Source organism: Kordia sp. E (genome assembly GCF_056033805.1).
The window spans coordinates 72917-93237 of the sequence record NZ_JBRASR010000003.1 but is presented as its reverse complement, the minus strand read 5'-3'; the positions used below and the strand labels follow the sequence as shown (position 1 = coordinate 93237).

Here is a 20321-nt window from a genome sequence, read left to right as displayed (position 1 = left end):
GATTTATTTAGTATTAATTACTGTCATTCCAGTCTAAGGTTTTATAATGCCTTGCCAGATAATTTTTAACGATAGTTATATCTTCTTTCGCCGTTAAGTCGGGAACATGTTCCGAAAATGGAATGCCTTCAACGGTGTTTGGGTGTTCTTTCACCATGTTTAATAAAGCCGTTGGTAGTTCTTTTTCATTTCGAATAGAATGTATCGGGCAATTCTTGAGGTATTTTAAAAACACAGCTCCTTTAAATTTAAAGATGTTCATACTTACTCTCAAAACGCCAGAAGCATCTTTGTAATTTTCTACTTCTTCTAAAGCAGGTTTTTCTATAATGCCTATTAATTGATTTTTTACATTCAACTTAGCCAAAGCAAAGCGTGCGACTCTTTCCAGAGAAAACTCCAAAGCATCTCTATTATATCCAATAAAAGCATTGTCGCTAGTAGTTTTTCTTAGTGCTAAAAACGCATCCGCGGAATATAAATTATCACTATTGCAAACTGTATAATATTGCGTGTTTAATTCAGAATATTGTGTAACAGCTTGATATACGGCATCTGCAGTTCCAAAAGGCTTCGTTCTTCCTTGCGGAATATGTTGCGTAGCAAACGAAATATTGAGTCCATGAAAAGCATTGTCTTTTTCTTTACTTCCATAAAACTTTTTGAATAACTCACTTTGCTTCCCTACAACAATATAGATGTTTTTATATCCTGCCGATTTTGCATTGTACAATAAATAATCGAGTATTGGTCTTCCATCAGGATTTATACTGATGAGACTTTTACTTCGTTGATTTGCTTCTGCTACTTCTTGCTCACTTAAGTTACTAAGTGTTGTTTGCTTTTTCATTCTTGAAGAAGCGCCTCCAGCCAATATGATTAAGTTTGTATGCATTCTTTCGTTTATACGCTAGTTACACTATTTTGGCTCCAGTAGCTATAGATACTAAATATGCATCTACAGCTCCAGCATTTTTGATACTATCAATTACTTGTTGTTCTTTTCCTTCTGGCGCTATAGCTACAATGCTTCCACCTTTTCCAGAACCTACTATTTTTGCTCCTAATGCACCAGCGTTTAACGCAGCATCAATCATATCATCAATTCTTGGAACTGTGATATGTAATAAGTCTCTTAAAACTTCATGATGTTGATACATTAAATGACCTATCTCTTTATAATCTAATGCTGCTTTTTGAAATTCGACCAATGCTTTTCGTGTAATTAAATAATTTAAAACAGCTCCACGGAAATACGGTTGTAAGTCTGCGCTTAAATAGTTTTCATAGGTTTTTAAATCACCTTTTTTAACCTTTCTTATATCGAAATTCGCATCAAATTCTTTTACTTTTTCAATAGATCGTATCGCATTTTCTTTTAATTCTTTTAGTGTTCCTAAAGTGTCTTTCGGAATACCTGATTCGCCAATAATGAGTCCTGGCAACTTTTTAGGAATCGTTTCATAAGCTGAACTTTCATCTGTTTCTAAATATATAATATTACCTAAACTAATACTATATTGATCCATTTTTCCACCAGATGATTTTTGCTCTACAACTTCTGCTTCATACGCAACTTGAGCAATAAATTCTTGCGTCACATTCTGATCACATCCAAAAGCTTCTACTAAAAACTGTACCCAAGCGACTACAACAGCAGATGAACTTGAAAGTCCTGCATTGATAGGAATTGTTCCAGTTATGGTAATATCATATCCTTTCGTAGGAATACAGTTGTACTTTTTTAAAACTTTTAAAACTGCTAAAAAATGATCTCCAATGATGTCTGTATTTTCGTTTACAGCATCAATTTGTATTGTTCTTTGTTTGTCAATATCTGGTTTTGATATGTTGAAACATACTGAATTGTTTTCAACAGCTACTAGTTTTATGAACTTATCTATTCCACAAGCAATAACTGGCAAACCTAAATAGTCTTGATGATCGCCAAAAAGACAGGTTCTACCAGGAGCTAATGATATTATTTCTCTCATTAGTATGTGTTTTTAATCCAGTTGTATGGTTTACGTTTTACCCACAAACCTCTTGTGAAGTCCGGAAAATCTTGTGGTGCGCCGTTATTTTCAATAGAAGCTTCAGAAAGTGGTGTTATTGCACTCCAAGCTGCTGCATCATAGGCGTCTAATGGTGGCGCAATGTTTTGTTTTGCAGATTCTACAAAAGCATTTAACACAAAAAAGTCCATTCCGCCGTGACCAGAACCTGCTGCATATTCACCGTATTTTTGCCATAATGGATGATCGTACTTTTTGAGCCATTCATCAGCAGCATCCCAACGATGCGGATCTGATTTTCCTTCTATATAAATTCTATTTCCATCTACTTCCCACAAACCGTTTGCTCCTTGCACTCTAAAACCTAATGAATATGGTCTTGGTAAATTACAATCGTGTGTTACAATAATGGTTTCACCTTTTGCAGTTTCTATAGTTGTTGTAATGACATCTCCTTGCTTAAATTTTACTTTTGCATTCGGATGATCTTCTCCTCCGTGTTTTACAATGTAATTGTGAAGTCCAATAGCTTTTGAAGCATTTGACGTCAAGGATACAAAACGATTTCCTCTGTTGATGTCACACATCGTTGCAATAGGTCCAACGCCGTGCGTAGGATATACATCTCCATTTCTTAATACAGAATGTTGCGTACGCCATTTAGATTCAGAGATTCCTTTTTCGCCAAATTCTACACCTTTTCCATAAGGCGTTTTTCCATCATTTAGTTTTACAAAGCGTAAATCGTGTTGGTAACCACATCTAAAATGAACGAGTTCACCAAATACATTTTGTCGTACCATATTGAGTACAGCCATTACATCGCGGCGATAGTTTACATTTTCAAGAATCATTAAATGAGAACCTGTAGCTTCATGCGTATTTACCAAATCCCAACATTCTTCTAATGTGTTGGCAGCCGATACTTCCAAACCTGTATATTTCCCAGCTTTCATGGCATCAACAGCCATTCGAGTATGCCACAACCAAGGTGTAGATATGATCACAGCATCTACATCTTTTTGGTCTAACAGATTTTTATAGTCATCATCAGATTTCCCAAAGACTTTCGGTTTTTTATACCCTGCTTCATTTATCTTTTTTAAGGCAATTTCTATTCGTTTTGGATCTATATCACAGATGGCAGTCACTTCAATATCCTTTCGTTGCAACGAATTGTTTAAATGATTCGTTCCTCTGAGTCCAACACCTATAAAGGCAAGTTTAAGTTTTTGCTTGTTTGTATTTAGCATAGACCCAAAAGCTATGTTTGGAACCATAGAAATACCTACTCCAGCTACGGCTATTTTTTTTATGAAATTTCTTCTCGATTTCATCCTGTTTTTTTTGGTTTGGTTAAGATATCTATAAAACTAGGGAATTATCTGAGAAGTTTGAAAATGTTATACGAAAACTACTCTTTTATAAATTTCCAAGATGTGTTATTATTTTGAGTATATAGTTTTATAAAATATATGCCACTTTGTAATTCGTTTACAGTTATGACTTCTAAATTGTTCTTTTTTGTAAGTACTAATTTTCCATTGATGTCAAAAATTTCGATGTTGAGTAATGGATCTGTATCACTTTTTATATGAATTTCATTTTTTACTGGATTCGGATAAATTTCAATCGCATCAATACTTATATCAGAAACACTTAAAGAGGCGATACTTATAGTTCTGGTATACGTATGTTCTACACCGCATTTGGTCGCTGTAAGTGTCACTTCATAATCTCCTATTGCAGCATACGTATGTACTGGATTATCTTGTGTTGAAGTTGTAGTATCTCCAAAATTCCACGTTCGATTTTCATATTCATTTCCAGACGTAAATGTCACTTCATTATTATTTGTAACATGATTGAAATATGCTGTAAAGTCCCAAAAATTTAAATCATCAAAAACAATTGTTTTAGTAGCTAACTTTATAGCTGTAGCAGTTGCTTCTGGCAAAGATGAATTCCATGTAATTAACGTAGGATCTTTTTTGTAAATCATCGTATAAAATGCACATGCTGCTGCATACGAACCTGCTAATGAAGGATGCGAACCATCTCCAGTGTACAAATCAATGTTTGGTAGATTCGTACGTATATAACGCCAAACAGCTCCAACAGGAGACACTTGTGCATTGTTCTGTTCTGCCATCAAAATATAAGTCGCTCTAATTGCATCATCCATACCTTCATACGTACAAACCCACGGAGCAGAAGCACAATTACTTGCATCTCCATTTTCTCGTCCCCAAGTCATATAAAATAAAGGCAACGTACAGACATTGTTTGTTCGGATGGTATTGATTAGAGATGCTGCATGTGGATATAATTCAACTTCCATTTGCGCTTGTCCCCAAGAGGTTTCTTGACTTTGCGCCTGTATGGCTACAAAGTCCCAATTGTCAGCATTGATTTTATTCGTTGTTGTGGTATTAGTAACATGATTCATCAATCGATGTCCTCCTGGCGTATTAGAATCATAAATTAGTATATCGCCAGTATTGGTAGCCATATTATTTATCATTGACGGTAAGTTATTGGATGCAGTATAACTATTTCCGAGGAATAATACTTTTTTGGTGTCTTGCGCTATTAGCACACAAGAGAATAAAATAGCTATGAGATATAGTAGGTTACTTTTTGTCATTTGTGTTGGTTTGCTAATAGAACACTTATCTAGGTTTTTATCCTACCAATATTTTTAAAAATATCAATTTAGTTCTACATGAAAGTTATCTTCACGTAAGTGATGAATTAAATTTTCCATAGGTCTTCTCACAAAACTAGTTGCTAACAGCCCTTTTTTACTTAATTCACTATTTATAAAATCTTTTCCATGATAGGCAATAGAACCTACAAAATGTAGTGGAACTGTTTTTAGTTCTTCTCGATATTGTAAAATGTGGTTTTCAATAAACTTAGCCATACCTTTTGCAAGTAACTTAGAAATGTATGGATGTTCTCTATTTTCAAACATGAACTTTGCAAATTCTGCTAAGTATTTATTTGGCGTCGCAGATTTGTATAGCTTATCAACTACTTTTTTTTCTTTTAAATTGAATGTAGCTTCAAAAGAAAGACGTAGTTCTTCAGGCATTTTTTTATAATAATAACCTCGAAGTAATCTTTTACCAAAATAATTTCCGCTACCTTCATCCATCACGATATATCCTAAAGAAGGAATTTTTGTGTGTGTTGTTTCCCCATCAAAATAACAACAATTTGAACCTGTACCAAGAATACAAACAACAGCTGGTTCACTAGTAGTTGCCCAAACAGCAGCCATAATATCTTCTCTTACGATAGATTTAGAATTTTCGAAAAATGAGTTTAAAATGTGTTCTACTTTATCTTGATTTTTTTTAGTTCCACAACCAGCACCAAAGAAGCAAACAGAAGTAATTTTATCTTTATGTTTGGAGAGTTTTGAATTCTTCGTAATAATTTTTTGCAATGCTTTTTTTGATAAAATAGCTGGATTTAGTCCTTTCGTTCTAATGCGTAAAGGTTGTTTTTCCTTGTTTTCATATAATATCCAATCACATTTTGTAGAACCGCTATCTGCTATTAATACCATTTGTTTTGTTTTAGGAATTTTTTGCTAATAAATTGTACACAGACATAATTTCGTCAATCATATCAATGCCTTTTTGAAGCACTTTACTTTTTAAATGAATTTCGGCAACAACCGTAGTATCATTTTCAGTATCATTTTTTATGTGAAATTTTCCTTCCGGAAAAAACACATGCAATCCATTTGATTCATCTTGCAAATACAAATCAAACTCACCACTTACCCAATTTATAAATTTGTCATAACGCTTTGAAGAAGAGAACGTAGTTTTACGAATCAATTGATGATAAGGACTTGCAAAAGATATGTTTGTTTCGTTATCCACTTTTTTAGTTGTTTTTAAGCACTTAAGTTTAATTGCTCGTTTTCAATTTTCCTCAATAATTTTTTTACGCAGTTTTGTCCAGTTTTAAATCCGTCTTTCTCTGAAGCTGTATTGCTTTCTTGAATTAAACTTGAAGAAAATTTGATGTTATTTTTAATATATACTACAGGCAATCCTCTTTTAGCCACACTTTGGATGTGTGTTATTTTTTTTGATGCAACTGTTTCTTTTATAGAAGAAAAAATCAATCCGTCAATAATATTACTTTCAGATAATAACTTGGTGTACGCAATTTCTTTTTTGTAATCATTACACGATTGATATACCATGATTTTGTAATCATTTTTAGATGATTCTTCCGTAATCCCAATTAAAGATTCTAAGAAGAAAGTATCTTTTAAATCTGGTAAAATCACGCCTAATATTAAGCTTCTTTTATTTCGTAAAGCCGTCGCTATAATATTGGGTTTATAGTTAAGTGATTTTGCCACTTCGAGCACCTTACTTTTTGTAGCAACACTTATTTCTGGGCTATCATTTAAAGCTTTTGAAACTGTAGAAATGGACAACTCTAAGATAATTGCCATATCTTTTAATGTAACGTTTATTGGTTTTTTACTTGAGTTGAACATCTTTTTATTATTTAGTCAGATAGTTTGATTTACAGAAAAGTAGTAGTTTCTCTAACGAATCTACAATAGCCAATTCTGTATCAGCAAATGGCTCTCTAAGTTGTTTGATATAATTTTTACATTGATTAAATTCTTCCTGTGTAATTTTTTTAGCTTGAAGTGACGCTTGTAATGATTTCGAAATAGCCGCTAAGTTTTTAGATAAAGGTTCTAAAGGTTGTATTATTGGATTCTTTGAGATTTTTACAAATACATCATGATTCGCTTTCCACTTGTTCAAATAGTCAGTAATTTTTTGACCACTATTATCACTTCTATCATTTATAAACTGTGATACCTTTTTATTAAAAACAAGCGCATCTTCTGCATCAGCAGTACACGCATCAGCAAATAGTGTAAAAGGAGAGAAAGATTTGTATTCTGTGCCACCTTCGTTTCTTGTATATATTTTTAATGGTTCGCAAATATTTGATAAAACAACTAATGAAGTAATATCTTGACCTTTAGTTATATTTCGGAGAATAACATCTTTATTACGAATGTGTGTGATGCCTAGTTCTTCTAAGGTTAGACTTACCTCTTTAAGCCTTTTCAGCATATTATCAATATCTTTTACTTCTTTGGCAGACCAATAACGTTCCGCAATTGCTGCTGTTCTAGGCCAAATTCTAGAATCTATAGTTAAAGGTGTTACCAATTCGCTCCACATAGTAGTTTCAGCTCCTAAGATGCGTTTGCGTTCTTCTTTGGTAAGTACTGCGTCTCCAATTGGGTCAACCGTATAATGATGTTTCACAGAAAGCATTCTGTCAATATAATATCCGTTAGAAAGTACAGTATTATATCCTTTTTTTGCTGCTGCAATTAACGTACTGCTTTCCAAGCCTTCGTTTGTGCCTCTCCAAGAATGAATTACTGCTGTTGTGGGCATTGTTGGCGTCATAATTTCGTCCCAACCCATCAATTTTTTGTCAAGCTTCTTTAATATTTTTTCCAATCGAATATTGAAATATGTTTGTAAGTCGTGATTCGTTTTTAAATCGTGCTTCTTTTTGAATTTTTGAATCTCTTTATTTTCTGTCCAATGTTTTCCTGCGTTTTCATCACCACCAATATGAAAGTATTGATCTGGAAATAACGGCGCAATTTCAGTAAATAGGTTTTTTAAGAAAGTGTATGTTTCTTCTTTTATCGGGTTTAATGTCGGATCAAAAACACCAGCATATCTTTCTATGTTATTTTTGTAACCGTCTTTACTGCCCAGTTCTGGATACGCTGTTAGAAAAGCTGAAGCATGACCTGGAACATCAAATTCAGGGATAACTCTGATTCCTAAATTGGAAGCATATTGCACCACATCTTTTATTTGTGCTTGTGTATAGTATAAACCGTCTGAAGCGAGTTCTTGTAATTTTGGATATACTTTCGATTCAACTCTGAATCCTTGGTCATCTGTTAAATGCCAATGAAAAACATTTAGTTTCACAGATGCCATTGCATCTAAATTTCGTTTTATAACGCCTATAGGCTGAAAATGTCTAGCAACATCAATCATTAAACCTCTCCAAACAAATCTTGGAGTATCTTGAATGGTTACTCCAGGAAAGTAATATTTGGAAGCATTGTGTGTTGTTAATTGTAGCAAAGTTTCTAATGCTCTTAATGCGCCAACATCTGTTTTTGCTTGTATTGAAATCGCATCACTTTTAATTTCTAAGTTATACGATTCGTCTTGATAAATTGTTAAATCAGAAACGGATTCAAAGTTAACTTTAATAGCAGCATCTTTACTTTCAACTGGGAAACCAGTATCAATAAAAACGCCAGTTCTACCAGAAAGTCTTCTTAGAAACTTAGTAGTTGCTTTTTGCACTCTTCCTTCTGAATCATTTCCAAGAATACTGATTGTAAGTGTTTCGCTTATCTTGAATTGAGAATTATTTTCTTGGATTTCTTGCGGCCAAGGCATTAAGTTATACTTCTCCGACAACGCGTGTTGAGAAAATGCTAATTGACTAAAAAGTCCAACGAGTATGATGAGAATAATTCTATTCATTTCTTTAGTTTAATGTATTTTTCTACAATGTATCTATCCATTCCAGCAGCTTCTACTTTTTCAATTCCAGATTGGATTAAGGTGTCCCCTTTTATTTCAATTTTAAAAGAGAATTGATGTTTTTTTATAGCTTCAACAGCCGTAAAATTTAACGTTTCTGTATAGTCGTCACCTTTTAAAGTATACGTACCTGCTCCGCCATAAAAATTGGCAGTTCCATTATTTTCTTGATTGAAAAAGGCAAAATGACTTTTATTTATAATTTTTATAAAAGTTGTATTTGATAGATCTTTTAGTTGGATACTGTCACCTTCAATGGTTTTTGCATAGACCATTTCCCAAGTGCCTTCTATATGTTTTGAATCTTCCTTTTTAACACAATTACTAAGACTGAATAGCGTTAAAAAAAGAAGTGTGTATTTTTTCACACGTTTCATTTTTTAAAAGTGATAACGTTTAAAAGCTTCGATAGCTGCATAGTCTGCTAATCCTAAATCATTGTATTTTTTAGCAGTTAATCTATTTCTGTCTTCAGCTCTTACCCAAAATTCTCTAGAATCTCCACCTTGAAACATTACTCCATCTTTTTGTGATTGATGGTAAAATATTGCATGGCGTTTTTTTAGTATTTGGTCTGGACTCATTGGTACCGCCATTTCTATTTCGTATGATTCCCATTCGTGCCAAGCGCCTCGATATAACCAAACCCAACAATCATCCATGTAATCATTTGTTTTTAGTTCTTCTAGTGCTATAAATAGTGAATCTAAGCATACTTTGTGTGTTCCATGAGGATCGGCTAAATCTCCTGCGGCATAAATTTGATGTGGTTTTATTTCATCAATTATGTCTTTCATTATTTGAATATCATCAGGAGAAAGATTCCCTTTTTTGATAGTTCCCGTTTCATAAAATGGAAGGTTTAAAAAATGTACATTTTTATCTTTTAATCCTAAATATCTAGTAGCAGCAAGAGATTCACTTTTTCGAATAGCTCCTTTTAGTTTTCTTACATCTAATGAATCTATTTGGTCATTATCTTTTTTCTTTTTCAAGAAGTTAATAATGCCATTTACATTGATAGAACTCGGATCTAAATCCTTTGCGATTTCGGCAAATTTCAGCGCTTCTTCATCAGATACTGCAATATTTCCTGAAGTTTGGTAAGCTATATGAACATCGTGTCCTTGCTCTACCAATCGATCAAATGTTCCGCCCATTGAAATCACATCGTCGTCCGGATGTGGACTAAATATGATGATTCTTTTTTTGGCAGGAAATGCACGTTCTGGTCTGTTAGAGTCATCAGCATTTGGTTTTCCTCCTGGCCATCCAGTTATAGTATGTTGTAGCTTATTGAACATTTTAATGTTCATATCATACGCAGAACCTTCTTCTGTTAGAAGTCCAGACATACCATTATCATTATAATCTTTATCTGTTAGCTTTAGAAAAGGTTTCTCAAGCAATTCACTCAACCATACAACTGCTTTTAATTTTAAGTCTTCTGTCCAAACACACGAAGTTACCAACCAAGGAGTTTTTACACGTGTTAATTCGGCAGAAGCTTCTTTGTCTAATATAAATGTTGTGTTTTGATGTTGTTGTAAGTATGTAGCAGGTACATTAGCGCTTATTTGTCCTTCTATAGTTTCTTTTACGATTTCACTTTTGTTAATTCCCCAAGCTAATAGAACAATTCTTTTTGCGCTTAAAACTGTCCCAATTCCCATAGTAATGGCTTTTCTTGGAACATTATCAATTCCTAAGAAAGAAGGAGCAGCATCTACACGTGTTAAGTGATCTAGTGTAATAATTCGTGTTCCAGAATTTAAGTGAGAACCAGGTTCGTTGAATCCAATATGTCCAGTTCTTCCAATTCCAAGCAATTGAAAATCTAATCCACCAACATCTTTAATTTTTAGTTCGTAATCAATACAGTATTGATATAAATCTTCTGTACTTACCTTTCCATTTGGAATGTTAATGTTTTCAGGTAAAATGTCTACATGATTAAAAAGGTGTTCATGCATAAAGTAATAATAGCTTTGAATATTACTTTTATCCATTGGATAGTATTCGTCAAGATTGAATGTGATTACGTTTGCAAAACTTAAGCCTTCTTCTTGGTGCATTCGAACTAGTTCTTCATATACTTTTATAGGTGAAGATCCTGTAGCTAGTCCTAAAACACATGGTTTATTTAAGAGTTCTTTTTCTCTGATCAAAGAAGCAATTTCTTGTGCGACAAGAATAGACGCTTCATTTGAGGTTTCAAAAATAACATTGTGTATTTTTTCGAAACGTGTTTCTTCAAACTTTCCCGCTTTAGCGTACGAAATATTTTTATAATCTGCGAAATCAATTTCCATTATGTAGCCTTTCTTTTTTTTGAAATTAACGTGTAGGGTAAAACAACGAGAACCTAGATTCTCGTTGTAATAAACTAATTAAACATGAAATATATGAGAGCGTTATTTTAAAAGTTAGATCCTCCAGTATCCCACCATAAACGTGTTCCACCATTATCAGGACCATTTAAGAGTCCAACAGCAACAGCAACATTTGCGCTATTGGTATTTAATTCATTCTCAACAAAATTGATTCTTCTAATTTGAATGTTTGTGTCAATAGTTCCTCCACTATTATTTACAACTACAGGGAAGATTCTTGGATATCCCGTTCGTCTAAACTCACTCCAAGCTTCTTGACCGTCAGGAAACATAGCAATCCATTTTTGAGTAATGATTTGTTCTAATTGTTCTTCATTTGTACCACCGGCATTGTATGCTATTTTTACATCACTTCCGTAAGGAATATTATTTACTGCGAATAAAGCATCTACAAAATCGTTAGGTGTACTTGTATTATCTGTTAGGTAATCTGATATTCCTGAAACACCATGTTGTGTAAATGATGCCGTTACACCAGCCTCGTAATTTGCTTGCGCACTACCAGCACCAGCCCAACCTCTCAATGCGGCTTCGGCTTTTAAGAAATGTACTTCAGATGCAGTCATCCATGTGATTGTTTCTCCATCTATAACGCTTCCAATAGAAGCATGATCAAGGTATTGTGCTTTTGACTCAATGTCTATTCCCATTCGAATTCCTTTGTAATCACCAGCTAGCGAAGCATCTGCAGAAGGATTGAAATATGCATCTATTCTTCCATCATTGTATCCTGTTAATATAGATTCCATTTCTGCTCCCATTCTGATGTCTCCCCAAGAACCACTAATAACTGTAATAGGATGTGGGAAACCAGTGCTGACAACCATGTCTTCTGTTTCTAATAATCCTGCACTACTAGCTAAAGATAATTCTCCTTGTGCTTTTGCTAATGTTGGATTTACTTTTGAAACACGCATTGCGATTCGCAGACGCATACTATTTGCAAATTGTCTCCATTTAGCAATATCACCAGCAAACGCAGATTTATCAAAAGGGACAAATTGAACATCGCTAATAAAAGGTTCTAAACCATCAATAGCAGCTCCTAAGTCGTCAAAGAATGCTTGATATGCTATCTCTTGAGAGTCATATTCTCCTGTTGTTGCAAAATCATCAAATTTCGTATAACGTATTGGTCCATAGATATCAGATACACGATGCATTGCAGTAACTTTTATTATGTTTGCTAAATGCACAAACTTAATTGCATTAGCATCTCCTGATAATTCTACAGCATTTTTAATATTTAATGCTTGCGGCATTACACTTCCATAGGCATCAGACCAAGGAAAACCATTCCAACCATTAACTAAAGCATAGGTCATGTTATTTACATTTCCAGCAAATGGTGTTGGCGGTGTCATATAACCAGAGTATACATCTCCTATAAGACCTTGTTGTAATTGATAATTCCAAGCAGGAGTTGCATTAAATACATTTAAGAACATCGGTTGAAATTCATTCCCAACATTATTATTCATTTGGGTTAAACTTTCTTCAGTTATCCCGTTTGGATCAGTATTGACGTCTTGAAAGTCATCAGTACAATTTGATAAACTCATCACCGCTAAAAAGGCAAGTGAGTATTTTATAAGTATTTTCTTCATTTTCTTAGAAATTTACATTAATGTTTAAACCGATGCTTCTTGTAGAAGGTTGTCCATATATATCAACACCTTGCAATCCTATTCCTGTACTTGAAGCAATGTTTGGATCAAATGGAGCATCTTTATATATAAAGAAAAGATTCGTTGCAATTACAGATAGATTCACAGATTCAAAGAATTCACTTTTTACAGGTAATTTATAACTTAAAGATAATTCTCGTAAGCTAACATTTGTTGCGTCGTATACATATTCTCCTAGTAAACCAGCTCTACCACCTGTTTTTGTGTAATAGTCTTGTGCAGTCATTTGAAGTTGATTTCCATTGGTATCTACAACATTGATCATTCCTCCATTATTATTTCTTGCATCTGCAGAAGCTTGTGATACTCCGTAAAAATCATTTACTGCTTCAGTAACACTTACTACATCTCCTCCAAATTTACCATCAATTAAGAAGTTTAATGTTAGATCTTTGTAAGTAAATGTATTGCTCCATCCTAATGTGAAGTCTGGTTGTGCATGTGCAATAGTTTCAAAGTCAGTAGCCTCAATAGTTAAGTTTCCACTGCCATCATCAGTAACAACTGGCAATCCAGCAGCATTTCTAACTACAGAACGTCCACGAATACTACCAAAGTCTTCTCCTTCAACTAAAGAGTATCCATATCCATTTACTCCAGGACCTGTTAAGATTGCTTCTCCATTATCAAGTGATGGATGCACTGATACAACTTTGTTTTTGTTTGAAGCATAGTTTACTGTTGTATTCCAATTAAAGTTATCGCTTACGTATGGTTTCGCATTAATAATCAATTCTATACCTTTATTCGTAATTTCACCTGCATTTACTATGTTTTGTGTATATCCTTGTATGTTTGGCTGTGCAGCAATAAAGAATATTTGATTTTCTGTTGTAGAACTATAATAAGTAAAGTCTACTCCTAATCTGTTTCCTAAAAATCTCCACTCTGTACCAATTTCAAATGATTTTTGATTTTCTGGTTCTAGTGTTTCACCTTCTCTAGGTGCAAATGTTGCTTGATTAGCAGATCCTGTATTTCCAATTGTTCTTAAAGGAATTGTAGCATATGCTGGAATATCTTTACCAACTTCTGCGTATGAAGCTCTAATTTTTGCAAAAGAAATAGATTCTGGCAATTCAAATATACTTGATAAAATACCTGTTACACCTACCGAAGGATAGAAGAAAGAGCTTGATGCAGTATTTACTAGTGTTGAAGACCAGTCAGTTCTACCAGTTATATCTAGGTATACCATATTTTTGTATCCAATATTAGCAGTTCCAAAAACAGATTGTACTTCTCTATTGGTTACGCCTTGTGATATATTATTTGTCTGAACAAAGTTTGCAATGGTAAATTCGTTTGGAAATCTTAATCCTCCATTTGTTCCAGAGTCTAACGTTATTCTATCACCAATAGAATACTTAGTAAGACTTGTTCCTAAGGTAATTCCAAGATCAAAATCTTCTGATAGTTTTTTCGTATAGTTAGCAATCAAATCAACATATTGTTGCGTGTTTTCTGTTTTTTCAAGAACATATCTTCCTGTATCTGGTACAAATGTTAAGTCACTACCTGCATACAATCTTTTATCGAATGTAAAGAATGACTTATCAAAACTTCCTCTAGATTGTAATGAGAAATTTTCGCTTATTTGATATTTTACACTAACACTAGCTAAAACTCTCTGTGCAATATCTTTACTAGGATTACGATTTATTAACCAATATGGGTTTTGCTGAATATTTTCATCAAATGAAGTTGCATATTGATCCATCATGTTGGTTGCAGTGTTGAAATATTCAAATTGATTTTTGTAGTTATTTAAATCAATTCCTACTGGATTTAAATACAAACCTGTTAAAGGGTTTGAGTATAATCCATTGGTTGGTCTATTCCAAATTCTTTGATCAGATAAGTTTACATTAGCTGAAACTTGAATTTTATCTTTAAAGAAACTTGCTGTTTCACGTAAGTTAATTACGTTTCTATTGAATCTGTTTCCAGGCATTACTCCACCAGCATTTGTATTTGCATATGAAAAATACGTTTGTGCTTTTTTATTTCCTGCACTTAAAGATATAGATTGTATCGAAGTTACGCCTGTATCAAAAAAATCATCAACAGTGTTAGACAATCCTCCAGTTCTTGCTCCCCAAGATTTAGGATCAGTAACTCTACCGTTTTCTGTGATTGGCTGTCCTACAGAGAGTGATTGATACTCTGTTTGTAATTCTGGCAATGAAATAACATTATCAATAGTAAGCGTTGAGCTATAGTTTACTTTAAGCCTACCTTCTTTACCTGTTTTTGTTGTAATAAGAATAACTCCATTAGCTCCTTGACTACCATATAAAGCAGCAGCAGAAGCTCCTTTTAATATCGAAATGCTTTCTACATCATCTGGATTTATGAGTGAAGTAATGTCTCCTCCATCTCTATTTCCAGTTTGACTTCCAAAGATATCTCCTCCTGGTTGTGCGCCATTACCATTGTTTAGCATTGGTACACCATCAATTACATACAAAGGATCATTATTTGTTGTAGAAGAATTACCTCTTAATACAACTTTAGTAGATCCTCCTACACCTGAAGAGCTTCTCGAAATGGTCAATCCTGCTGATTTTCCCGATAAACTATTAATAGGGTTTGTTTGTTTAACTCTCGTTAAATCATCTCCTTTTACATCTTGAGCAGCATACGTCAGCGTTTTTCTCTCTTTCTTGATACCAAGAGCAGTTACAATAACTGCATCTAATGCTTCTTCGTTATCTTCAAGTTGAACGTTGATGACATTTGAATTTCCTACTGTTACTTGTTTAGTAGTCATTCCTATAAATGAAAATGTCAATACATCTCCGGGAGACGCTTTGATAGAATACTTTCCATCGAAATCTGTTTGTGCTCCTTTTGTAGTTCCTTCTACTGATATATTTACGCTAGGAATAGGTAGATTATCTGTTTTTGAAGTTACTGTACCTTTAATTTCTTGTTCCTGAGCAAAAGAGTTTTGCGCGAATAATAGGAAAAAAGAAAACAAAAATAACACTCGTAAATTTTGTTTCATAATGTTGGTTATTTACAATTTTATGATACCAAAGTATTTCAATCAAAATTTATTTGGAAAAAAAATATATAAACAACATTATTTTACACACAGACGACAATGAACTGAAGACCAACGATTTTTTAAAAATAAAGAATAATCAATTTTATTGTTAATTAATTAATATATCGTTAAAATTGCTGTATAATATTACGTATTTATTGTTAAAAATTTCTAGAACGTGCTTAAAACTATCTTTAAAGAAAATTCGAATCATACCATACCAAGAAAGTATCATATCGCTTTTTGGGTAGGGTATTTTATACTTAATTTTATTAGATGGGGAAGTTATTATCAAGATTATTGGTATTCATTTAAATCGAATCTGTTAACGGTTTCTATAGGAGCAATATTGGTATATGTCAATATTTACTTCTTGTTTCCAAAATTCATTTTAAATAAAAAATACGCAAGTTATATAGTGTATTTTTTTATTACGCTGTCCATTTTTTATGTGGTACGAACCGAGTTGATATATATTCTTATTAACGAAAATGTTTGGCCGGAATCAGACACACCACAAAAAGCATATTCTTTTAACCATATTATTGTTGTCTTTATGATAGGTATTTATGATGTGGCTCTTGTTACTATGTTAAAGTTGACTTCTGATTGGATTTTTGAGCGAAAAAGAACAGAACGATTGAAGGAAGTACAGATGAGAACTGAATTAAATCTTTTAAAATCTCAAATACAACCACATTTCTTTTTTAATACATTAAATAGTTTATATGCTTTGGCTATTGATAAATCAGAAGATACTCCGCGTGTAATTTTGAAATTATCCGATATGATGCAATATGCATTGTATGAAGTCAAAGGATCGAAAGTAGGCTTATTAAAAGAAATAAATCATATTAATAATTATATAGATATAGAAAAAATGCGATTTAATGATCGTATAGAATCTGATATGAATATCACAGGAAATATAGATGATGTCGAAATTCCACCTTTATTATTCTTATCATTTGTAGAAAATTGTTTTAAACATGGATTAAAAGGAATTGAAAAAATTAATATTAATATCTGTTTTGAAATTACCAAAGACAATTATTTAGAATTTAAGCTTGCAAATAATTTTAATTCAAACGATACAGACCAAGAAAAAAATCATGGTATTGGAATTATGAATTCCAAAAGAAGGTTAACATTGTTGTACGACAATGATTTTGTTTTAAACACTAAGATACAAGATAACACATATAATTTATTTTTAAAGATCCCAGTACTATGAAAATTAAGTGCGTTATAATAGATGATGAACATTTGGCAATTCAGGTTATAGAGAATCATTTAAAGAATTTTGACCATATTGAGATTGTAGCTACTTTTAATAATCCGCTAAAGGCATATCCAGTTTTAGAACAGGAAAAAATTGACGTGATCTTTTTAGATATTAATATGCCACAAATGACTGGTTTTCAGTTTATAGAAAACTTGAGTTATAAGCCACTAATAGTTATCACAACTGCGTATCGTGAATATGCTGTAAAAAGCTTTGAATTGAATGTATTAGATTATCTAGTAAAGCCAATTCCATTTGATAGATTCTTAAAAACAATCAATAAAATATACCAACAAGTGTACATGAACAATGCAACTACAGATGTAGGATTGCAACAAGAACCACATATTTTTTTAAAGGTTAATAAAAAATTAGTCAAAGTAAATTTCAATGATATTCTATTTATAGAAAGCCTTAAAGATTATATCAAAGTTAATACGACACTTGGCGACTATGTTGTGCATAAATCACTTTCAGCAATTACTGAAGAGTTACCACAATCGAGTTTCTTAAGAATACACCGATCCTATACAATTTCCATTAATAAAATAAGTGCCTTAGAAGGAAATACCGTTGAGATTTTAAATAAAAAAATTCCAATAGGTAGAAACTATCTTAAAATTACTAAACAGCGTATTTTCAACATTAATGATGATACTAAAAAATAACTAACTACTAATTTATTATAATGTCTACTACTAACGATACATTAAAAAAATCTACTCTAGTTCCAATTTTAATCATTGCCGGCTTATTCTTTATTTTTGGCTTTGTAACTTGGATTAATGGAGCTTTAATTCCTTATATGAAAACCATTAATGAGTTAACAGATACCCAATCGTACTTGGTTGCTTCTGCCTCATACATTTCATTTGTTGTGATGGCTTTACCAGCCTCTTATATCATTAAGAGAATAGGGTTTAAAAGCGGAATGTCACTTGGATTAATAATTATGGCTATTGGAGCTTTAATTTTTGTTCCAGCAGCTGGCGCAAGAACCTATTGGATGTTCTTAGTTGCTATTTTTATTCAAGGAGTAGGAATGACTTTACTACAAACAGCTTCCAATCCATATATAACTATTTTAGGACCTATAGAAAGTGGTGCCAAACGAATTGCTATTATGGGAATTGCCAATAAAGTAGCTGGAGCATTAGGTTCTGTTATTTTTGGAGCTATTTTACTAACTGGAATCGATGAAGTAAAAGAAAAATTAACCACAATTAGTGACGTTGAAAAAGATCAGCTATTAAACACTACAGCAGATAGTGTTGTAATGCCTTATGTCATCATGGCTATTGTACTAGTTATATTAGGAATTTTAATTAGAAAAGCGCCATTACCTCACGTAGAAGCTGCTCCAATTGAAGAACCTAAAGACGGTGAAAAGTCTAAAACAAGTATTTTTCAATTTCCACACTTATGGTTAGGCGTTTTAGCATTATTTGTATACGTTGGTGTTGAAGTTATAGCAGGCGATACAATTATTGCGTATGGTATTGCTTTAGATATTCCTACGGAACAGGCTAAATTCTTTACTTTACTGACACTCATGGCAATGGTTTTCACATATGGGTTAGGTGTTTTCTTAATTCCAAAATACATCAGTCAAGCATTTGCTTTAAAAGCTAGTGCGATATTAGGAATTCTATTGTCATTTGCAATTGTTTTCACTAGTGGATTTACTTCCGTTCTTTTTGTTGCTGCTTTAGGATTTGCTAATGCATTGGTATGGCCAGCTGTTTGGCCTTTAGCTTTAACAGGATTAGGGAAATTTACTAAAACTGCCTCAGCATTACTGATTATGGGAATTTCTGGTGGAGCCATTCTTCCACTTTTATATGGAGTTTTAGTTGATAACAAAAAAGAACAGTTAATTTCTAGTGGAATAAATGAACTATCTGCCACAGCAGAAGCTGCATCACACGGATATTGGATATTACTTCCATGTTATCTTATCATTCTATACTATGCTTTTTGGGGGCATAAAGTAGGACTCAAAAAATCTTAATTTGTTAATACAATGAAGAAAGAGAGAATAGTTTCAGTAGATATTTTAAGAGGAATTACCATTGTGGCAATGATTCTAGTAAATACTCCTGGAACATGGTCTAATGTATATGCTCCACTACTCCATGCAGAATGGCATGGTTTGACGCCAACTGACTTAATTTTCCCTTTCTTTTTATTCATTGTTGGAATTTCTATAGCATTTGCATATAAAAACAAACCGAGAACGTTTTTGACATACAATAAGATCTTTATTAGAAGTCTAAAACTTGTTGCATTAGGACTATTCTTAAACTTGTTTCTACCATATATTCCATTCATTACTGATATCGGAACTATGCGAATACCAGGCGTTTTACAACGAATTGGTATCGTATTTTGCGTTTCAGCAATACTATATCTTCACTTTAATTGGAAAATCATATTAGGATTATCCATAACTACATTACTAATCTATTGGGCTTTTCTAGGGTTTTTCCCTTTTCCAGATGGAACATTACCAACTTTTGATAGAGCGCCTAATAATTGGGTTAATTATGTTGATGTAACCATTTTAGGAGAACACATGTGGAAACCAGATTATGATCCTGAAGGCATTCTGAGTACAATTCCTTCTGTAATAACATGCCTATTCGGGATATTGATAGGTAAAGTACTAATGACTTCTCAAAATAAAAAAGAAATCACACTCTTTGTAATAGCGATTGGTTTACTCTTAATTGGCTATATTTTTAGTTATTGGTTTCCTATAAACAAAGCACTCTGGAGTAGCAGTTTTGTATTAGTTACAAGTGGCTGGGCAGTTTTAATCTTATCAATAATTTACTTTATTACTGATGTATTGCATATAAAATTTGGAGCCATATTTAAGTATGTAGGCATCAATGCAATCACCATTTACTTCTTATCAAGTTTTATCTCAAAATTCTTTTATTTAACTAAAGTTGGAGAAAACAAAAACATACATTCATATCTATATAATAGCATATTTGTACATTCTTTTCTCAGTGCCGAAATGTCTTCTTTCGTATATGCTTTAGTTGTTGTATTATTCTATTTATTATTAGGATACATTCTATTCAAAAAGAACATCATTATTAAAGTCTAATAAAATTATCAACAAATACGCCTTTGATTCAGTTGAAGGTTTTTACACATTAATTGTTTTAATTAAATATCTTTTTGACATCGTAACAATCAACTCTATATTCTACAAAGAAATTAGAGCTGC

Annotated in this window: 16 protein-coding genes; 4 read left to right on the top strand and 12 right to left on the bottom strand. The window is 32.8% G+C overall.

The window, feature by feature from the left end:
* Window positions 1-13: 13 nt before the first annotated feature.
* From ACUUYC_RS13515 to ACUUYC_RS13460, 12 genes are all read right to left on the bottom strand, one after another.
* Window positions 14-895, bottom strand: coding sequence for a sugar phosphate nucleotidyltransferase (locus tag ACUUYC_RS13515; RefSeq protein ID WP_474266471.1), 882 nt, complete (start codon window positions 893-895; stop codon window positions 14-16).
* A 19-nt stretch (window positions 896-914) separates the two neighbouring features.
* Window positions 915-1994, bottom strand: coding sequence for a mevalonate kinase family protein (locus tag ACUUYC_RS13510; protein WP_474266469.1), 1080 nt, complete (start codon window positions 1992-1994; stop codon window positions 915-917).
* Window positions 1994-3352: a Gfo/Idh/MocA family protein gene (locus tag ACUUYC_RS13505; RefSeq protein ID WP_474266467.1), complete on the bottom strand. Its 1359-nt coding sequence runs from the start codon at window positions 3350-3352 to the stop codon at window positions 1994-1996. Before ACUUYC_RS13505 ends, ACUUYC_RS13510 begins: the two co-directional genes overlap by 1 nt.
* A 77-nt stretch (window positions 3353-3429) precedes the next feature.
* Window positions 3430-4662 (bottom strand): T9SS type A sorting domain-containing protein, encoded by a 1233-nt coding sequence (locus tag ACUUYC_RS13500; RefSeq protein ID WP_474266465.1) that lies wholly within the window; start codon window positions 4660-4662, stop codon window positions 3430-3432.
* 63 nt (window positions 4663-4725) lie between these two features.
* Entirely contained in the window at window positions 4726-5592 is an 867-nt protein-coding gene (locus ACUUYC_RS13495) for a BadF/BadG/BcrA/BcrD ATPase family protein (RefSeq protein ID WP_474266463.1), read from the bottom strand.
* Between the two features lie 10 nt (window positions 5593-5602).
* On the bottom strand, window positions 5603-5914 hold the full coding sequence (locus tag ACUUYC_RS13490; RefSeq protein WP_474266461.1) for a hypothetical protein: 312 nt from the start codon (window positions 5912-5914) through the stop codon (window positions 5603-5605).
* Window positions 5915-5928: 14 nt separating this feature from the next.
* A complete protein-coding gene (locus ACUUYC_RS13485; protein ID WP_474266459.1) occupies window positions 5929-6546 on the bottom strand; it encodes a LacI family DNA-binding transcriptional regulator in 618 nt (205 codons plus the stop codon).
* 7 nt (window positions 6547-6553) lie between these two features.
* Entirely contained in the window at window positions 6554-8602 is a 2049-nt protein-coding gene (locus tag ACUUYC_RS13480) for a beta-N-acetylhexosaminidase (RefSeq protein WP_474266457.1), read from the bottom strand.
* Window positions 8599-9030 carry a lipocalin family protein gene (locus tag ACUUYC_RS13475; RefSeq protein WP_474266455.1) on the bottom strand — a complete coding sequence of 144 codons (432 nt, stop codon included), beginning with the start codon at window positions 9028-9030 and terminating at the stop codon, window positions 8599-8601. The genes ACUUYC_RS13480 and ACUUYC_RS13475 overlap by 4 nt, the downstream gene beginning before the upstream one ends.
* 12 nt (window positions 9031-9042) lie before the next feature.
* Window positions 9043-10974, bottom strand: a complete 1932-nt coding sequence (gene nagB / locus ACUUYC_RS13470) for a glucosamine-6-phosphate deaminase (protein WP_474266453.1) — start codon at window positions 10972-10974, stop codon at window positions 9043-9045.
* Between the two features lie 107 nt (window positions 10975-11081).
* Window positions 11082-12662: a RagB/SusD family nutrient uptake outer membrane protein gene (locus ACUUYC_RS13465; protein ID WP_474266451.1), complete on the bottom strand. Its 1581-nt coding sequence runs from the start codon at window positions 12660-12662 to the stop codon at window positions 11082-11084.
* Between the two features lie 4 nt (window positions 12663-12666).
* On the bottom strand, window positions 12667-15753 hold the full coding sequence (locus ACUUYC_RS13460) for a SusC/RagA family TonB-linked outer membrane protein (RefSeq protein ID WP_474266449.1): 3087 nt from the start codon (window positions 15751-15753) through the stop codon (window positions 12667-12669).
* A 220-nt stretch (window positions 15754-15973) separates the two neighbouring features.
* On the opposite strand from ACUUYC_RS13460, the gene ACUUYC_RS13455 reads away from it, so the two are divergent.
* The 4 genes from ACUUYC_RS13455 to ACUUYC_RS13440 are packed head-to-tail and all read left to right on the top strand — an operon-like array spanning window position 15974 to window position 20198.
* Window positions 15974-17029 (top strand): sensor histidine kinase, encoded by a 1056-nt coding sequence (locus ACUUYC_RS13455; protein ID WP_474266447.1) that lies wholly within the window; start codon window positions 15974-15976, stop codon window positions 17027-17029.
* Window positions 17026-17748: a LytR/AlgR family response regulator transcription factor gene (locus tag ACUUYC_RS13450; RefSeq protein ID WP_474266445.1), complete on the top strand. Its 723-nt coding sequence runs from the start codon at window positions 17026-17028 to the stop codon at window positions 17746-17748. Before ACUUYC_RS13455 ends, ACUUYC_RS13450 begins: the two co-directional genes overlap by 4 nt.
* A 20-nt stretch (window positions 17749-17768) precedes the next feature.
* On the top strand, window positions 17769-19091 hold the full coding sequence (locus tag ACUUYC_RS13445; RefSeq protein WP_474266443.1) for a sugar MFS transporter: 1323 nt from the start codon (window positions 17769-17771) through the stop codon (window positions 19089-19091).
* Window positions 19092-19103: 12 nt separating this feature from the next.
* On the top strand, window positions 19104-20198 hold the full coding sequence (locus ACUUYC_RS13440; protein WP_474266441.1) for an acyltransferase family protein: 1095 nt from the start codon (window positions 19104-19106) through the stop codon (window positions 20196-20198).
* Window positions 20199-20321: the final 123 nt, after the last annotated feature.